At 74.0% G+C, this 15,465-nt stretch carries 15 protein-coding genes and 1 pseudogene; 7 read left to right on the top strand and 9 right to left on the bottom strand.

Annotated elements, in window-relative coordinates; translation table 11 throughout:
* Positions 1-145: 145 nt before the first annotated feature.
* From J2S46_RS12120 to cobU, 4 genes and pseudogenes are all read right to left on the bottom strand, one after another.
* Positions 146-1,648 (bottom strand): leucyl aminopeptidase, encoded by a 1,503-nt coding sequence (locus J2S46_RS12120; protein WP_191293675.1) that lies wholly within the window; start codon positions 1,646-1,648, stop codon positions 146-148.
* Positions 1,649-2,387: 739 nt separating this feature from the next.
* On the bottom strand, positions 2,388-3,155 hold the full coding sequence (locus tag J2S46_RS12115) for an adenosylcobinamide-GDP ribazoletransferase (RefSeq protein WP_191293674.1): 768 nt from the start codon (positions 3,153-3,155) through the stop codon (positions 2,388-2,390).
* Between the two features lie 136 nt (positions 3,156-3,291).
* Complete coding sequence (locus J2S46_RS12110; RefSeq protein WP_191293673.1) at positions 3,292-4,419, bottom strand: nicotinate-nucleotide--dimethylbenzimidazole phosphoribosyltransferase; 1,128 nt, start codon at positions 4,417-4,419, stop codon at positions 3,292-3,294.
* 47 nt (positions 4,420-4,466) lie between these two features.
* Positions 4,467-5,021: pseudogene (gene cobU / locus J2S46_RS12105) on the bottom strand (bifunctional adenosylcobinamide kinase/adenosylcobinamide-phosphate guanylyltransferase); the annotation flags it as partial.
* A 141-nt stretch (positions 5,022-5,162) separates the two neighbouring features.
* Here cobU and J2S46_RS12100 point away from each other — a divergent pair.
* Positions 5,163-5,363, top strand: a complete 201-nt coding sequence (locus tag J2S46_RS12100) for a hypothetical protein (protein ID WP_073923258.1) — start codon at positions 5,163-5,165, stop codon at positions 5,361-5,363.
* A 132-nt stretch (positions 5,364-5,495) separates the two neighbouring features.
* Here J2S46_RS12100 and J2S46_RS12095 read toward each other — a convergent pair whose 3' ends face one another.
* Positions 5,496-6,194, bottom strand: coding sequence for a class I SAM-dependent methyltransferase (locus tag J2S46_RS12095; RefSeq protein WP_191293706.1), 699 nt, complete (start codon positions 6,192-6,194; stop codon positions 5,496-5,498).
* Between the two features lie 179 nt (positions 6,195-6,373).
* Entirely contained in the window at positions 6,374-6,973 is a 600-nt protein-coding gene (locus J2S46_RS12090; protein ID WP_191293671.1) for a DUF3043 domain-containing protein, read from the bottom strand.
* A gap of 314 nt (positions 6,974-7,287) precedes the next feature.
* Between J2S46_RS12090 and J2S46_RS12085 the strand changes: the two genes are divergently transcribed.
* Both J2S46_RS12085 and pspAA read left to right on the top strand, forming a co-directional pair.
* On the top strand, positions 7,288-8,088 hold the full coding sequence (locus J2S46_RS12085; protein WP_190214897.1) for a PspA/IM30 family protein: 801 nt from the start codon (positions 7,288-7,290) through the stop codon (positions 8,086-8,088).
* A 46-nt stretch (positions 8,089-8,134) separates the two neighbouring features.
* Positions 8,135-8,434, top strand: coding sequence for a PspA-associated protein PspAA (pspAA, locus tag J2S46_RS12080; protein WP_073923261.1), 300 nt, complete (start codon positions 8,135-8,137; stop codon positions 8,432-8,434).
* A 113-nt stretch (positions 8,435-8,547) separates the two neighbouring features.
* On the opposite strand, the gene nadA is transcribed toward pspAA, so the two are convergent.
* On the bottom strand, positions 8,548-9,729 hold the full coding sequence (nadA, locus tag J2S46_RS12075; RefSeq protein WP_073923262.1) for a quinolinate synthase NadA: 1,182 nt from the start codon (positions 9,727-9,729) through the stop codon (positions 8,548-8,550).
* Positions 9,730-9,925: 196 nt separating this feature from the next.
* Between nadA and J2S46_RS12070 the strand changes: the two genes are divergently transcribed.
* The 3 genes from J2S46_RS12070 to J2S46_RS12060 all read left to right on the top strand — a co-directional run bounded on the left by J2S46_RS12070 (position 9,926) and on the right by J2S46_RS12060 (position 13,048).
* Positions 9,926-10,852, top strand: a complete 927-nt coding sequence (locus J2S46_RS12070; RefSeq protein ID WP_191293670.1) for an NADP-dependent oxidoreductase — start codon at positions 9,926-9,928, stop codon at positions 10,850-10,852.
* Positions 10,853-10,935: 83 nt separating this feature from the next.
* Entirely contained in the window at positions 10,936-11,400 is a 465-nt protein-coding gene (locus J2S46_RS12065) for an Lrp/AsnC family transcriptional regulator (RefSeq protein ID WP_073923264.1), read from the top strand.
* Between the two features lie 280 nt (positions 11,401-11,680).
* Positions 11,681-13,048 carry a pyridoxal phosphate-dependent decarboxylase family protein gene (locus J2S46_RS12060; protein WP_229913274.1) on the top strand — a complete coding sequence of 456 codons (1,368 nt, stop codon included), beginning with the start codon at positions 11,681-11,683 and terminating at the stop codon, positions 13,046-13,048.
* 79 nt (positions 13,049-13,127) lie between these two features.
* Here J2S46_RS12060 and J2S46_RS12055 read toward each other — a convergent pair whose 3' ends face one another.
* Positions 13,128-14,015, bottom strand: coding sequence for a GNAT family N-acetyltransferase (locus J2S46_RS12055; protein ID WP_191293669.1), 888 nt, complete (start codon positions 14,013-14,015; stop codon positions 13,128-13,130).
* Between the two features lie 211 nt (positions 14,016-14,226).
* On the opposite strand from J2S46_RS12055, the gene erpA reads away from it, so the two are divergent.
* The gene (erpA, locus tag J2S46_RS12050) at positions 14,227-14,580 is read left to right on the top strand and encodes an iron-sulfur cluster insertion protein ErpA (protein ID WP_073923267.1); all 354 of its coding nucleotides are present in this window, start codon (positions 14,227-14,229) and stop codon (positions 14,578-14,580) included.
* A gap of 83 nt (positions 14,581-14,663) precedes the next feature.
* Here the strand turns inward: erpA and J2S46_RS12045 are convergent, their stop codons facing one another.
* Positions 14,664-15,365: a hypothetical protein gene (locus tag J2S46_RS12045; protein ID WP_191293668.1), complete on the bottom strand. Its 702-nt coding sequence runs from the start codon at positions 15,363-15,365 to the stop codon at positions 14,664-14,666.
* Positions 15,366-15,465: the final 100 nt, after the last annotated feature.

Here is a 15,465-nt window from a genome sequence, read left to right as displayed (position 1 = left end):
GCGAACAGGGGTGCGGAGGCCTCCAGGACTTATTACCGCCAGGTAACCGGAAAATGGAATGAAATAGGCCCGGCGCCCGTTGAAGGGCGCCGGGCCGGGCCGTCCCCGGTGGCCGGGGGCGGGAGGAACCGTTCGGGACGGAGCGTCAGGCCTTGTCGCCCGCGGCCGTCCGCTCGGCGAAGCGCAGCAGCGTGCGCACCGCGCTCGCCGTGCCGCCCTTGGGGGTGTAGCCGTACGGCGCGCCCTCGTGGAAGGCCGGGCCCGCGATGTCCAGGTGCGCCCAGTCGATGCCCTCGGCGACGAACTCCTTCAGGAAGAGGCCGGCCACCAGGCCGCCGCCCATCCGCTCGCCCATGTTCGCCAGGTCGGCGATGGTCGACTCGGTCATGCCCTTGCGCAGCTCGACCGGCAGCGGCATCGGCCAGGACTGCTCGCCGGCCTCCTGCGCCGTGGCGTGCAGGGTCTCGCGCAGCTCGTCGCTGTTGGACATCACGCCGAAGATGCGGGTGCCCAGGGCCAGCACCATCGCGCCGGTCAGCGTCGCCACGTCGACGATCACGTCCGGGTTCTCCTCGCCGGCCCGCACGATCGCGTCCGCCAGCACCAGCCGGCCCTCGGCGTCGGTGTTCAGCACCTCGACGGTCTTGCCGCCGTACATCCGCAGCACGTCGCCGGGGCGGGTGGCCGAGCCGGACGGCATGTTCTCCGCCAGCGCCAGCCAGCCGGTGATGTTGACGGCCAGGCCCAGGCGCTTGGCCGCGACCACGGCCGCGAAGACCGCCGCCGCGCCCGACATGTCGCACTTCATGGTCTCGTTGTGACCGGCCGGCTTCAGCGAGATGCCGCCCGAGTCGTAGGTGATGCCCTTGCCGACGAAGGCGAGCGTCGCCTTGGCCTTCGGGTGGGTGTAGGCCACCTTCACCAGCCGCGGCGGGTTCGTCGAGCCGACGCCCACGCCCAGGATGCCGCCGAAGCCGCCCTTGGCGAGCGCCTTCTCGTCCAGCACCTCGACCTTGAGGCCGTGCTCCTTGCCGGCGGCCTGGGCGATGGTCGCGAAGGCCTTCGGGTTGAGGTCGTTCGGCGCCATGTTGATCAGGTCGCGGGCGCGGTTCATCTCCTCGCCGACCGCGGTGGCGCGCTCGACCGCGGCCTTGGCGTCCTTGCTGCCCTTGCGGGTGGTCAGCACGACCAGCTCGCCGACCGGCTCCTTGCCGGCGCCGTTGCTCTTGTAGGTGCCGTACGAGTACGAGCCGAGCAGCGCGCCCAGCGCGATCGCGCCGGCCTCCTCGGCCGACTCGGCCGGCAGCGCCAGCGCGACCTTCTTGGTGCCGGCGAGGGTCCGGGCCGCGACACCGGCCGCGCGCCGCAGGGCCTCCTCGGAGAAGCCCTGCTCGGCGTCGCCGAGACCGACCGCGAGCACGAGGGGGGCCTTCAGGCCGGCGGGGGAGGGGACCTTCACGGCCTCGCCCTCGCCACCGGTGGCGCCCAGGGTGGTGAGGACCTCGGCCAGCTTGCCGTCGAACGCCTCGATCACGGCCTCGGCACCGGGTGCCACCACGATGCCCTTCGCGCCCTTCGCCACACCGACCACCAGGGCGTCCGCGCGCAGCGATGCGGCGGAGGAGGTGCTCACAGACAATGCAGTCACGTATTTGCGTCCTGTTCTTTCGCGTCCACGGCCGGGTGCGGCGGTGATGCCGCACCGGCGTACCCCCGGGTCGCGGGGACCCGCCCGGCCGGCTCCGGCTCCGGGACCCCTGGCGCGTGCGCCGCCTCCGGCGACCGCACACACCAGAGGTCCCGGCTCCTCGGCGAAGAGCGGCCGGGCAGTTCCCGCGACGGTGCAGGGCTACGGTGCTCCCCGCATGGTAGTCCGCATGCTGGGATCACGCCGCCCCCGGTCCCGGCCCTGACCGGTCGTCCCACGGCAGGCCCGCCACCGGCCCTCGGCCCCGGCCCCGCCTCGACGACGCCTCGGTGCGACGCTGCACGGTGGCGGCGGGAGGTGAGCCGGGCACGACCGGCCACGAGCCACGACGGCCCTTCCCAGGTCGCCGCCCGGGCGGGCGGGTTCGCGCGCGAGGCGGGCCGAAGGGGGAGGGAGGAGCGGCGCGGGCCCGACGCACCCTCCGGTGACGCTCCACGCACCCGGGCGGCGATCCCGCTCCAGCGCCGGTCCGGGGCACAGAAGTTGATCGAGCATCAGCTTCCAGCCGCGACCGTGGGCCTCGGCCGGCGATCCGGCCCCGGGTGGCCGGGGTCCGGTGACCCCTCCGTCGGACGGCTCCAGGGCCGGACCGAGCTCTCGGTGCCCAGGTCCGGCTGCGGGCATCGCGCTGACGGCCGGTCAGGAAGGCGCCCGGTCCCGCGGCCTGTTCCCTGGTCGGTCAGCCCGTCAGGGCCAGCGTGAGCAGGCAGCAGGTGGCGGCGGTCTCCGCCGTCGCGCCCAGGACGTCGCCGGTGATGCCGTCGAAGCGGCGCACGCAGCGGCGCAGCAGGAGCCGGGCGCCGAGCAGTCCGGCGACGAGGGCGAGCGGGAGCCGCAGGGCGGACCAGCCGTCGGTGAGGCCGGCCAGGGCGAGCAGCACGGCGGCGGCGGCGGAGACGGCGAGCGCCGCGGCGGGCGCCACGGTGCTCGCGACCATCGCGCCGAGGCCGCCCGGCCGGGCGGCCGGCACCGAGCGCAGGCAGCCCCAGGCGAGTGCGCAGCGCGCGGTGACCGCGCAGGCGAGCACGGAGAGCGCGCCGCGTACCGCGGAGTGCTCGAACTGGCCTGCCAGCGCGGCGATCTGGGCGAGCAGGGTGAGCAGCAGGGTGAGCACGCCGAAGGGGCCGATGTCGGACTGCTTCATGATCCGTAGGGCGTCCTCGGCGGGCTTGCCGCTGCCGAGGCCGTCGGCGACGTCGGCGAGGCCGTCCAGGTGCAGGCCCCGGGTGAGGGCGGCGAGCGCCGCGACCGCCGTGACCGCGCCGAGCGGTCCGCCCGCCCGCCAGGCCACCAGGGTGCTGGGGGCGGCGGCGAGCGCCCCGAGCACGATCCCGACCACCGGCGCGCAGAGCATCGCGCGCCCCGCGGTCGGCCGGTCCCAGCGTTCGACCCGCACCCGGAGGACGGACAACGTGCCGAAGGCGAACCTCAGCCCTTCGAACCGCAACCGGCTCGCACGCGGATCCCGGGCCCCGGGCGTACCGGTGCCGGAAACACCGGTACCGGTGACACCGGAGTCGGCCGCGTCCGCTCCGGGCCCGCCCGCCCTCGGCCCGTCCGCCTCCGGCCCGTCCGGCACCGCCTCAGACCCGGCCGAGCAGATCCGCCGCCGAGGGCAGCTTGGGCTGCACCCGCGGCAGCGCCGGCGCCTCGGGCAGGCCGGGGAGCACGGCCGTCTCCTCGGCCAGCGTGTCCGCCGCCGCCTGCAGCAGCGGCAGCGACATCAGCGCGCCGACGCCCTCGCCCATGGTGATCTTCTGCTCCTGCAGCGGGATCAGCGTCAGCCGGTCGTAGGCCTTCGCCTGGGCGGGCTCGCCGGTCGACTGACCGGCCCGCCACCACTCGGGGGCCCGGAACGCGATCCGCTGCGCGACCAGCGCGCAGGAGGCGGAGACCACGCCGTCCAGCACCACCGGCAGTCGGCGCACCGCGGCCTGCAGCAGGAAGCCGGTGATGGCGGCGAAGTCCGCGCCACCGGTGGCCGCCAGCAGGGCCAGCTGGTCGCCGAGCACCGGCCGGGCCCGCCGCAGCGAGTCGCGGACGGTGGCGCACTTGACCATCCAGACCCGGTCGTCGATGCCGGAGCCGCGCCCGGTGACCGCCGCCGCGTCCGTCCCGCAGAGGGCGCCGACCAGGACGGCGGCGACGGTGGTCGAGCCGACCCCGAGGTCGCCGAGCACCACCAGGTCCGTCCCGGCGTCGGCCTCCTCGTCGGCGACCGCCATGCCGGCGCGGAAGGCCCGGGCGGCCTCCTCCGCGCTGAGCGCGTCCTCGACGTCGATCCGGCCGGAGCCGCGGCGCACCCGGTAGCGGGTCACCTCTTCGGGGAAGTCGTCCTGATCGGCGTCCACCGCCACGTCGACCACGCGTACCCGGGCGCCGAAGCGCCGCGCGAGCACCGCGACCGGCGCCGTGCCGTCGAGGACGGCGCGCACCCGCCCGGCCGTCCCGCCGTCGGCGGACAGCTCGGAGACGCCCAGCGAGGCGACCCCGTGGTCGCCGGCGAACAGCAGCACCTTGGGCGCCGACAGCGGCCGCACGGGGGAGTGCCCCTGCACGGAGGCGAGCCAGCTGCCCAGCTCCTCCAACTGGCCGAGGCCGCCGCGCGGCCGGTCGAGCGCCCGCCAGCGCTCGTCGGCGGCCCGGCGGGCGCTCTCGTCGGGGCGCTCGACGAGCGAGGAGAACGTATCCAGATCCACGGTCGTGTCCATCGCTGGGAAGGCTACACGGCGTCGGGCGCGATCAGGTGGCTGGCCTGTCAGGAGGCGGGCTTCACCGTCACCACCTGTCCCGCCACCACCAGCAGCACCCGCTCCGAGGCGTCGGCCACCGCCATGTTCAGCCGGCCGAGGGTGTCGCGGAAGCGCCGTCCGGCGGCCGTCGCGGGGACGACGCCCATCCCGACCTCGTTGCTCACCGCGATCACCCGGCGGTCGGTCGACCCCCAGGCCTCGGCCAGCGCCGCGCAGCGCAGCCCGACCGCCCGTTCGCCGCCGGCGGCCCAGGCAGCGTCGTCCCAGGCGTCGCACTCGTCCATCACGGTGGTCAGCCAGAGCGCCAGGCAGTCGATCAGTACCGGCGCCGGGTCGGCGGTGTCCCGCAGCACGCCCTCCAGGTCGCAGGTCTCCGCAGTGCGCCAGCTCGCCGGGCGCCGCTCGCGGTGCAGGTCGACCCGCCGGGCCCACTCCGGGTCGCCGTCCCGGGTGCCGCCGGTCGCCACGTAGAGAACGTCGTCGTACCCGCCGAGCAGCTGCTCGGCCCGGGTGGACTTGCCGGAGCGGGCGCCGCCGAGGATCAGGGTGCGGGGGATTGGCATGGCGTCCATCCTGCCGGACGAGGCGTAGGGATGATCGCGGCGGGCAGGCTAATGTGCGCAGCACGACACAGCAGCGGCACGAGAGTGCGGCGGGACAGAGCGGTACGACCAACCAGTCGTCAGCGGGAGGAGCCGGGCATGGTCTGGACGTGGCGGTACGAGAAGGCGGACGGAACGCTGGTCACCCCCGCGGGCGGCCAGGAGGAGTTCCCGGGGCAGGGCGACGCGGAGTCCTGGATCGGCGAGAGCTGGAAGCAGCTGGTCGAGGACGGCGTCGACAACGCCGTGCTGCTCGACGACGACCGGGTCATCTACTCGATGAGCCTGCACGAGGGCTGAGACCACCCCGTCCGGGAGTCACCCGGTACCCGGCCGGATCCGTCCGGCCGGGGAGATCCGGCCGGCACCCGGCTCGGCACCCGGCCGACGAGCGGGCCCGGCGGGCGGCGCGCGGGCCTGGTGCGCGGCTCGCTACTTCGCGCCCACCACGTGCAGCAGCCCGGCTATCTGCCGGTACGGGTCGGTCTTGCCGGCCCGCTCCTCGGCGTCCAGCAGCTGGGCGAGGCGCCGGCCGTCCACCGGGGGCGCGGAGTCGTCGGCGGTGTTGTCGGTGAAGACCCGCACGCCGTACCAGTGCTTCAGCGGCACCGAGACCTCGGCGAGGGTGACGGCCAGGTCGGCGAGCCGGTCGGCGCGGGCGGTGAGCCCGAGCCGGTTGTAGTAGCGGTCGCTCTCGAAGGCGTGCAGCGCCGCGCGCCAGTCGCCGGCAGCGCCGGGGCGCATGGCCAGCGCGTCGCGGTTGCGGGCCAGCAGCGAGAGCACCCCGCCGGGGGCGAGCAGCCGGGCCAGCGAGGCGATCATCGGGTCCGGGTCGGGCAGGTACATCAGGACGCCGTGGCAGAGCACCACGTCGAAGCTGCGGGCGCCGAACCAGCGGCCGCACTGGTGGCCGTCCCCGCTGAGCAGCTGGACCCGGCCGCGGACCTCGTCGGGCTCCTCGGCCAGCGCGGCCTGGGCGAGCCCGAGGGCGTACTGGTCCGAGTCGATGCCGGTGACGAAGTGGCCGGCCCTGGCGAGCCGCAGCGCCTGGACGCCCTGGCCGCAGCCGACGTCCAGGACGCGCTGGCCGGTACGTCCGGCGAGCTGTTCGGCCAGCTGCCTGGCCACCATCTCCTGACGGACCAGGTTGCGCAGTCCGCCCTGGCGCTCCGGCGACGGGCCGGCGCCGGCGAACGAGCCGCTGCGCGAGGGGAGCCGGTCGTGGCCCCCGCCGCCCTGGCCCGGCAACGCGTACAGGCCGGGCCCCTCCCAGGTGGGAGGGGCCCAGCCCGAGTTCACCGGCTCGGCGGTCAGGGCCTGGCCCCGCGCTTGACCTGCGGCTTGGGCAGCCGCAGTCGGCGCATCTGCAGGATGCGCATCAGGCCGTACGCGACGGCGCCCCGGGTGTTCTGCCCGGCGAAGCGCTCGCCGAGCTGCTTGCGCAGGCCGAGGCCCAGGCGGGCGAAGTCCAGGATCACCAGGACGAAGAAGGCGAGGAAGAGCAGGGTGGAGAGGAGCTGCAGGGCCGGCACCCGCACCACGCTGAGGATCAGGATGACCACGGCGGCGGGCAGGAAGAACTCGGCGAGCGACCAGCGGGCGTCCACGTAGTCGCGGACGAACTTGCGCACCGGGCCCTTGTCACGGGCGGGCAGGTAGCGCTCGTCACCCTCCAGCAGCGCGGTGCGCTGCTTCTCCCGCTCGGAGCGCATCCGCTCGCGGGACTGCCGGGCGGCCTCCTTGCGGTCCTTGGGGACGGTCACCCGGGTGCGCCGGTTGGCCTCGGCGTCACTGCGCCTGGGCGTGGGCCGGCCCTTCTTCGCCTGCGGGTCGCGGGCCTGGCTCGTATCGCTCTGCTTCTCCAGCACGGCGGCGGAGGCAGTGGCATCGTCTGAACGGCGTCGGAACACACCCCCAGCGTACGTGGTGCGCGGACGCTTCTTCCCGTGCCGTCGGACCCAAACAGATATCGATCAAGATTCCGAGGAGGATCTTCCGAGGTTCCGGCCCTGAGGACCGGCGCGTCCAGTACGGGGTTCCCTCCCCCTGCCGGATCATGAAATCGGGGTCGGTTTCCACCCCCGGGATGAGGCATCGGCACCCGTGGCTGTAGCAGTCTTGTTGCAGGCAGGTGCACTGCGGCGATGGCCTCGCTGCACATACACTCGTCGTGTCTGGTAACGAGACTGAGACCGCAGGCCGGAGAAGGGGGCACCCGAGGCCCATGAGCGACGGAATCATGAAGCGTATGGGGCTGATCTTCAAGTCCAAGGCCAACAAGGCCCTGGACCGTGCAGAAGATCCGCGTGAAACGCTCGACTACTCGTACCAGAAGCAGCTCGAACTGCTGCAGAAGGTGCGCAGGGGCGTGGCCGACGTGGCCACCTCGCGCAAGCGCCTGGAGCTTCAGCTGACCCAGCTGCAGCAGCAGTCCGCGAAGTACGAGGACCAGGGGCGCAAGGCGCTCTCGCTCGGCCGGGAGGACCTCGCGCGCGAGGCCCTGACCCGCAAGGCCAACATGCAGTCGCAGATCACCGACCTGGAGACGCAGTACCAGCAGCTCCAGGCCGAGGAGGAGAAGCTCACGCTCGCCTCCCAGCGGCTGCAGGCCAAGGTGGACGCCTTCCGGACGAAGAAGGAGACCATCAAGGCCACCTACACCGCCGCCCAGGCGCAGACCCGGATCGCGGAGTCCTTCTCCGGGATCTCGGAGGAGATGGGCGACGTGGGCCTGGCGATCCAGCGGGCCGAGGACAAGACGGCCCAGATGCAGGCCCGGGCCGGTGCGATCGACGAGCTGCTGGCCTCCGGCGCGCTCGACGACGCCAGCGGTCTCGGCCGCAAGGACGACATCGAGGCCGAGCTGGAGCGGGTGGCCGGCGGCTCCGACGTCGAGCTGGAGCTGGCCCGGATGAAGGCCGAGCTCACCGGCGGCCCCGCGGCCGCGCAGCCGGCCATCGAGCAGGGCAAGCCCGGTACGCAGGACAAGCAGGACACACCGGGGACGATCAACTACAACAAGTGATCCCACTCCTACGGCATCGGCCACGACAGCAGGGAGACGCAGCGGCATGATCATGAGGGTCATGGGGGAAGGGCAGTTCCAGGTGGCCGACGACCACCTGAACCGGCTCAACGAGCTGGACGACGATCTGCTGCGTGCGCTGGAGTCGGGGGACGAGGAGCACTTCAGGTCCGCGCTGGACAGCCTGCTGGCGGCGGTGAAGGAGTTCGGCAGTCCGCTGCCGGACGACTCGCTGGAGCCGTCCGACCTGATCCTCCCCGACGCCGAGGCGACCATCGAGGAGGTCCGGCAGCTGCTGCGGGCCGAGGGCGACGGGCTGATCCCGGGAATCCCCGAGTACGGCTAGGTCCGGGGCGGTCTTGCGGCCGGCCGCCGGACGCGGACGGGCATGTGTGAGGGCGGGCACCCCCCGGGGTGCCCGCCCTCACACATGCCCGCGACCGCGGGGCCCGCCGCCGGCTACGGCAGGGCGAGCATCCGGTCGAGCGCGGCCTTGGCGTACTTCTCGGTCTCGGGGTCGACCGTGATCACGTTCGGCACCCGGCCCTCGACCAGCGACTCCAGCGCCCAGACCAGGTGCGGCAGGTCGATCCGGTTCATGGTCGAGCAGAAGCAGACCGCCCGGTCCAGGAAGACGACCTCCTTGTCCGGGTGCGCCTTGGCGAGCCGGCGGACGAGGTTCAGCTCGGTGCCGATGGCCCACTTGGAGCCGGGCTCGGCGGCGTCCAGCGCCTTGATGATGTACTCGGTCGAGCCCACCATGTCGGCCGCGGAGACCACCTCGTGCTTGCACTCGGGGTGCACCAGCACCGTCACGCCGGGGATGCGGGCGCGGACGTCGTTCACCGAGTCCAGCGAGAACCGGCCGTGCACCGAGCAGTGCCCGCGCCACAGGATCATCTTGGCGTCGCGCAGTTGCTGCTCGGTCAGCCCGCCGTTCGGCTTGTGCGGGTTGTAGAGCACGCAGTCGTCCAGCGACAGGCCCATCTCGCGGACGGCGGTGTTGCGGCCCAGGTGCTGGTCCGGCAGGAAGAGCACCTTCTGGCCCTGCTCGAAGGCCCACTCCAGCGCGCGCTCGGCGTTGGAGGAGGTGCAGATGGTGCCGCCGTGCTTGCCGGTGAAGGCCTTGATGTCGGCCGAGGAGTTCATGTACGAGACCGGCACGGTGACATCGGCTATGCCGGCGTCGGTGAGCACGTCCCAGCACTCGGCGACCTGCTCGGCGGTGGCCATGTCGGCCATCGAACAGCCGGCCGCGAGGTCGGGGAGGATGACCTGCTGCGCCGGGCCGGTCAGGATGTCCGCGGACTCCGCCATGAAGTGCACGCCGCAGAACACGATGTACTCGGCCTCCGGCCGGGCGGCGGCGTCCCGGGCGAGCTTGAACGAGTCGCCCGTGACGTCGGCGAACTCGATGACCTCGTCGCGCTGGTAGTGGTGGCCGAGGATGAAGACGCGGTCTCCGAGGGCGGCCTTGGCCGCGCGGGCCCGCTCGACGAGATCGGGGTCGGAGGCGGCGGGCAGGTCCCCGGGGCACTCGACGCCGCGCTCGCTGTTGGGGTCGGCCTCGCGGCCGAGCAGCAGCAGCGCGAGCGGCGTCGGGGTGGGGTCGACGCCGTAGGTCTCAGTGGTGGTGGTCACGGGCGGGTGCCCTCCTGTGCCGGCCGGGTTTTGTCGAAGCGGCCTTCTCGTCTATCTGACGTTATCTATCATAACCCGGTTAGCGTCAGATTGACGATGGCCGTCCTGTCGATGTGATCAGAACCGCTCGACCAAGCGGAGTCTTCCCGGCGTGTACCGGGAGGTGTTCATGGGGCTCCTGAGGTTGGCTGGCCGGATGAAGGCAATCGCGATCAGGCAGTACGGCGGCCCGGAGGTCGTCGAGTGGACCGACCTCCCCGACCCCAAGGTCGGCCCGGACTCGGTGCTCGTCGAGGTGCGGGCCGCCGGGGTCAACCCGGTCGACTGGAAGGTCCGCGAAGGACGCCTCGACGGCACCTTCGACGTGCGCTTCCCGCTGATCCCGGGCTGGGACGTGGCGGGCGTGGTCCGGGCCGTCGGCGGGGCGGTCACCGAGTTCGCGCCCGGCGACGAGGTGATCGGCTACGTCCGCAAGGACGCAGTCGAGCACGGTACCTACGCCGAACTGGTCGCCGCGCCCGTGCGCACCCTGGCCCGCAAGCCCGCCGCGCTCGACTGGGCACAGGCCGGAGGCCTCCCGCTGGCCGGGCTCACCGCCCACCGGAGCCTGGTCAAGGCCCTGCGGATCAAGGCCGGCGAGACCGTGCTGGTGCACGCGGCCGCAGGCGGCGTCGGCCACCTCGCCGTCCAGATCGCCAGGGCGCTCGGCGCCCGGGTGATCGGCACCGCCGGCCCGCGCAACCACGCCTACCTGCGGGAGCTCGGCGCCGAGCCGGTCGCGTACGGCGACGGACTGGCCGAGCGGGTCCGGGAGCTGGCCCCCCGGGGGGTCGACGCCGCCCTGGACCTGGTCGGCGGCGACGCCGTCGCGGTCTCCGCCGGACTGGTCGCCGACCCCGCCCGGATCGCCTCCGTCGCCGACTACGGCGTGGTCGCCCGCGGCGGCCACTACGTCTGGGGCCGCCCGGACACCGCGGACCTCACCGCGCTCGCCGAACTCGCCGACGAGGGCCGGCTCACCGTCACCGTCGCCTGCACCCTGCCGCTCGCCCAGGCCGCCTCCGCCCAGGCGCTGAGCGCGGAGGGCCGGACCAGGGGCAAGATCGTGCTCCTGGTGGACTGACCGGCCCGATCCCCCAGAATGGGCGGTGAACCGTTTCCGCGGATCACCGCCCAGCACACCGCACGACCGGGAGCCCCGCACCGATGAGCACGAGCCGACCGCCGGAGCCGGGCGGAGCCTCCCTGGACGAGACCGACCGGCTCGTGCTCGCCCAGCTGGGCCGCGACGGCCGCGCCTCGTACGCCGAGATCGGCCTGCTGGTGAACCTCTCCGCGACCGCCGTGCGCCGCCGGATCGACCGGTTGCGGGCCCGCGGAGTCGTCCGCGGCTTCACCGTCGTGCTGGACCCGGCGCTGCTCGGCTGGCAGACCGAGGCGTTCGTCGAGGTGTACTGCCGGGAGCGGACCGCCCCCGAGGAGATCCTCGCCAGCCTGCGCCAGTTCCCCGAGGTGGTCGCCGCCTGGACGGTCACCGGCGACCCCGACGCGCTGGTCCACCTGCGGGCCTCCGACACCGGGCACCTGGAGGCCGTGATCGAGCGGATCCGCAAGGAGCCGGGCGTCCAGCGCAGCCGCAGCTCGGTGGTCCTCTCCCGCCTGATCGGCTGAGCGCCGGGGCCCGGCCCGGTCCTGGGCTCGGCCCCCCCGGGCCCCACCGGCCCCCTCGGGCCGCCCGCCGGGCCCGCCACCCACCGCACCGCCCGCCCCACCGGCCCCACGCAGGAATCCTGCGCGGAGGCCCCCGAACACGCCCGAAAGCTGCCCCACCGGCCGGGTTCCGACGCGCGTGCGGACCGCCCCGCTGCCTAGGCTGATCATGCCGGTCCGCCCCGCGCTCCCCAGCCGCGCGGCCCGCCTCCCCGACCCCCGACAGCCGAGAGGGACACCCGTGTCCGCAGCCCCCCACCGCATGCACCGGCCCGACAGCGAGCTGGTCGACCTGGTATTCGACTACATGCGCGAGCGGCTGCAGTACGACCCGGTGCCGCTCGACCACCCCGGCGACGGCGACCACCTGCGGGCCCGGCTGGCCGGCGTCCTGAACGCCACCGGCAACAACCCCGCCGACGTGCTCAAGCTGTACGACCACGAGCTCTCCCGCGCGGTGATCTCCGCCGACAGCCCCCGCTACCTCTCGTTCATCCCCTGCGCCCCCACCAAGGCCGCGCTGCTCTTCGACATGGTGGTCTCCTGCGCCTCCCTCCAGGGCATCTCCTGGCTGGAGGCGGCCGGCGCGATCGCCGCCGAGAACCAGGTGCTGCGCCTGATCGCGGACCGGGCCGGCCTGCCGGAGACGGCCGGCGGCACCTTCGTCTCCGGCGGCTCGGCCGGCAACCTCTCCGCGCTGGTCGTCGCCCGCGACACCGCCCGCCGCAAGCTCGGCGTGGGCCGCGAGGCCACCCTGCGGATCGCCGTCGCGGACCAGGTGCACTCCTCCGTCAAGAACACCTTCAACATCATCGGCGTCGAGGCGTTCGTCGTCCCGACCGTGGACCGCCGCTTCACCGGCGAGGCGCTGCGCGCCGCCCTCGCCGCGGACCCGCACCCGGAGACCGTGATCGCCGTCGTCGGCACCGCCGGCACCACCAACGAGGGCATCGTCGACGACCTCCAGGGCCTCTCCGAGGTCACCCGCGAGCGCGGACTCTGGTTCCACGTCGACGGCGCGTACGGCGGGGCCGGGCTGTTCGCCCCCTCCGTCCGCGAGCGCTACAACGGCATCGAGCACGCCGACTCCTTCGTGGTGGACCCGCACAAGTGGCTGTTCGCCCCGTTCGACTGCGCCGCGCTGATCTACCGCAACCCGCAGCTGGCCCGCGCCGTGCACACCCAGGACGCCTCCTACCTGGACGTCCTGCACACCGAGGGCGACGAGTGGAACCCCACCGACTACGCCTACCACCTCACCCGGCGCGCCCGCGGCCTGCCGCTCTGGTTCTCGCTCGCCGTGCACGGCACCGACGCCTACACCGACGCGATCGAGGAGGGCCTGCGCCTGGCCCGGGAGAGCGCCCGGGTGATCCGCGGCACCGAGCACCTGGAGCTGCTGCACGACCCGCAGCTGTCCGCCGTCTGCTTCCGGCGCAAGGGCTGGACCCACGACGACTACTACCGCTGGTCGCAGCAGCTGCTCGCGGACCAGATCGGCTTCGTCACCCCCACCGGCTGGGACGGCGAGACGGTGGCCCGGTTCGCCTTCCTGCACCCGGGCACCACGATGGAGATGGTCCAGGAGATCCTCGACACCATGGCGTGAACCGATGAGCCGGCGGGCTGCCGAGCCCGTGAGCCCGTGAGCCCGTGAAGCCGCGGGCTCACGGGCCGTCCGGCCGGGGTCAGAGAAAGCCGCCGCTGGGGATGTACGGCGCCGGCGGACGCATGCCCCGGACCGCCAGGTACCCCCGCGTCCCCAGTGCGAGGCCGACCTCCAGCCCCACGTCCACGGCCCACTCCTGCTCGGCGGTGAGGAACTCCACATCGGCCTGCGTGCCGTCCGGCACCCGGGCCAGCGCCTCGCGCAGCAGACGGGTGGCGATCCGCTTGGACGTCGCGGCCAGCAGCTTGACCGAACCGCCGTCCCGGTAGCAGTAGCCGCTGCCCGCGAGGGTGTCCGCGACCAGCAGCTCGTCGTAGTGGGCGAGCATGAAGTCGTGGTCCGGCCCGTGGGCGGCCCCACGGGCGCTGCGGTCCACCGAGTCCAGCAGGTGCCGGTGCACCGGACCGCCCGGGTGCACCGGGATGTCGCCCGGGTCCAGCAGGCCGGCCCGGTCCACCCGGCCGGCCAGGGTCATCGCCGGGTGCAGGGTGAACCCGGCCCGCCGGTAGCGCCGGGCCGCGGCGGGGGAGGGCGAGGCGCAGAGCAGCCCGCGCAGGCAGCCGCGGCCGTGGGCCGCCGCCTGCTCCAGCAGCAGCCGCCCCACGCCCTGCCCCTGGGCGGCGGGCAGCACCACGAACAGGGCCAGGATCCACACCCCTTCGCGGCGCATCGACAGGGCCGCGCCCACCGCCTCGCCGTCGTGCTCGGCGATCCAGCACCCCTGCGGGTCGGTCCGGGCCAGATGCCTGGTCCGGGCGAGCTGCTGGACGGTACGCGCCTCCTCCTCGGGTGCCTGCGACCGCTCGGCGTCGCCCGTCCGGGCGGCCAGGTCCTGGAAGGCCGAGCGGGCGATCCGCCGCACGGCCTCGGCGTCGGCGGCACTGTCCCGTACCTGGCGCAGGATCATGGCACCCATCCTGGCAACCGGGGGCGCCCCGGGTGGGTGGTTCCCGCGGATCGGGCGATGACCATACCCGCGTGGTGTGCGAGCATGGGGAATGTGCGGGAACGGGCCGCGAATCCCGTCCCCCGAAAGAACCACCGCCCGGGGAAATGAATCCGGGTGGCCGCTGGTTGGTACTGGCGGCAGATCGTCGTCAACGACCGGGAGTAAGCAGATGACCGTCCAGGACGAGACCACCGTCGAGAGTGGTCTGCTCCTTACCGATGCCGCCGCGGCCAAGGTCAAGGGCCTGCTGGAGCAGGAAGGCCGCGAGGACCTGGCGCTTCGCGTCGCCGTCCAGCCCGGTGGCTGCTCCGGCCTTCGTTACCAGCTCTTCTTCGACGAGCGCTCGCTCGACGGCGACGTTCTCAAGGACTTCAACGGCGTCAAGGTCGTCACCGACCGCATGAGCGCCCCGTACCTCGGCGGCGCCACGGTGGACTTCGTGGACACGATCGAGAAGCAGGGCTTCACGATCGACAACCCGAACGCCACCGGCTCCTGCGCCTGCGGCGACTCGTTCAGCTAGCAGCACCACGAAGGCGGCCCCGGGATCCTGTCCCGGGGCCGCCTTCGTCGTGCCCGCCGCCGTCGCGGCAGCGGCGGGCGCCCCTACTTGTCGGCCGGCACCGGCGGCCCGCCCGCGACCTCGGCCTCCAGCGGCACCTCGGCACCGGTGGAGCCGTCCACCACGGCGCGGCCCATCAGCGGGCCCTTGAGGTCCGCCGTCACCGCCTGCCGCTTGGCCACCGCGGCGCAGGCCGTGCCCGCGGGCATCGGGGCGGCCACCACGATCCGGACGGTCACCCGGCCGGGCTGGGACTCGTCCGCCTTCAGCCCGTACGTCTCGCAGATGCCGCCGTAGAAGAGCACGGTCAGCCGGTTCCCGCTCAGCTGGTACCCGATGGTCTGCCGGGCTCCGGGGACGGGCGCGGGCTCCCCGGGAGCGATCCCCGGGCCGGACGGCGCGGGACCGTCCGGGCCGGCACCGGGCGTCGGGCGGGTGCCCGGGGTCGGTGCGGCGGAGGGGCTCGCGGAGGGGCCGGTCGGCCGCGGATCCGGCGCCGACGGGGTGGGCGCGGGCTCCCCGGGCGCGATCCCCGGCCCCGATCCGGCGGCCGAAGGGTCCGAGGGCGCCGTGACGGAGGGCGAGGCCGTCGCCGCGGTGTCTGAGGCGGCCGGGCCGCCACCCCCGCAGCCGGCCACCGCCGCGAACGCCAGGGCCACGCCGACCAGGGCCGCCGCCCGTCGTCCGGCGAGGCGGGCGGAGCCGGGGTTCCGCCCCGGCCGGGCCTTCGTCTGCAGATCGTTCACTGGACTTCCTCCCGAGGGCTGGGCGGCGCCGCCTCCCCGGCGGCACCGCGCCGGTTTGACGTGCCCCGGAGGAGTCCGGTTCCACCGGGTGCCGCGGGGG

This window comes from Kitasatospora herbaricolor, from assembly GCF_030813695.1.
GTDB classification, from domain to species: domain Bacteria; phylum Actinomycetota; class Actinomycetes; order Streptomycetales; family Streptomycetaceae; genus Kitasatospora; species Kitasatospora herbaricolor.
Note: the sequence above shows the minus strand (reverse complement) of the source record. Positions and strands in the feature narration are given on the sequence as shown.

What these genes read in the sequence shown, in the direction of transcription:
- J2S46_RS12100 (WP_073923258.1), top strand. Translation starts at nt 5,163, where the DNA reads ATGGTCTGGACGTGGCGGTACGAGAAGGCGGACGGAACGCTGGTCACC.
- J2S46_RS12095 (WP_191293706.1), bottom strand. Translation starts at nt 6,194, where the DNA reads ATGGTGGCCAGGCAGCTGGCCGAACAGCTCGCCGGACGTACCGGCCAG.
- J2S46_RS12065 (WP_073923264.1), top strand. Translation starts at nt 10,936, where the DNA reads ATGAGCACGAGCCGACCGCCGGAGCCGGGCGGAGCCTCCCTGGACGAG.
- erpA (WP_073923267.1), top strand. Translation starts at nt 14,227, where the DNA reads ATGACCGTCCAGGACGAGACCACCGTCGAGAGTGGTCTGCTCCTTACC.
- J2S46_RS12085 (WP_190214897.1), top strand. Translation starts at nt 7,288, where the DNA reads ATGAGCGACGGAATCATGAAGCGTATGGGGCTGATCTTCAAGTCCAAG.
- J2S46_RS12070 (WP_191293670.1), top strand. Translation starts at nt 9,926, where the DNA reads ATGAAGGCAATCGCGATCAGGCAGTACGGCGGCCCGGAGGTCGTCGAG.
- J2S46_RS12110 (WP_191293673.1), bottom strand. Translation starts at nt 4,419, where the DNA reads ATGGACACGACCGTGGATCTGGATACGTTCTCCTCGCTCGTCGAGCGC.
- pspAA (WP_073923261.1), top strand. Translation starts at nt 8,135, where the DNA reads ATGATCATGAGGGTCATGGGGGAAGGGCAGTTCCAGGTGGCCGACGAC.
- J2S46_RS12055 (WP_191293669.1), bottom strand. Translation starts at nt 14,015, where the DNA reads ATGATCCTGCGCCAGGTACGGGACAGTGCCGCCGACGCCGAGGCCGTG.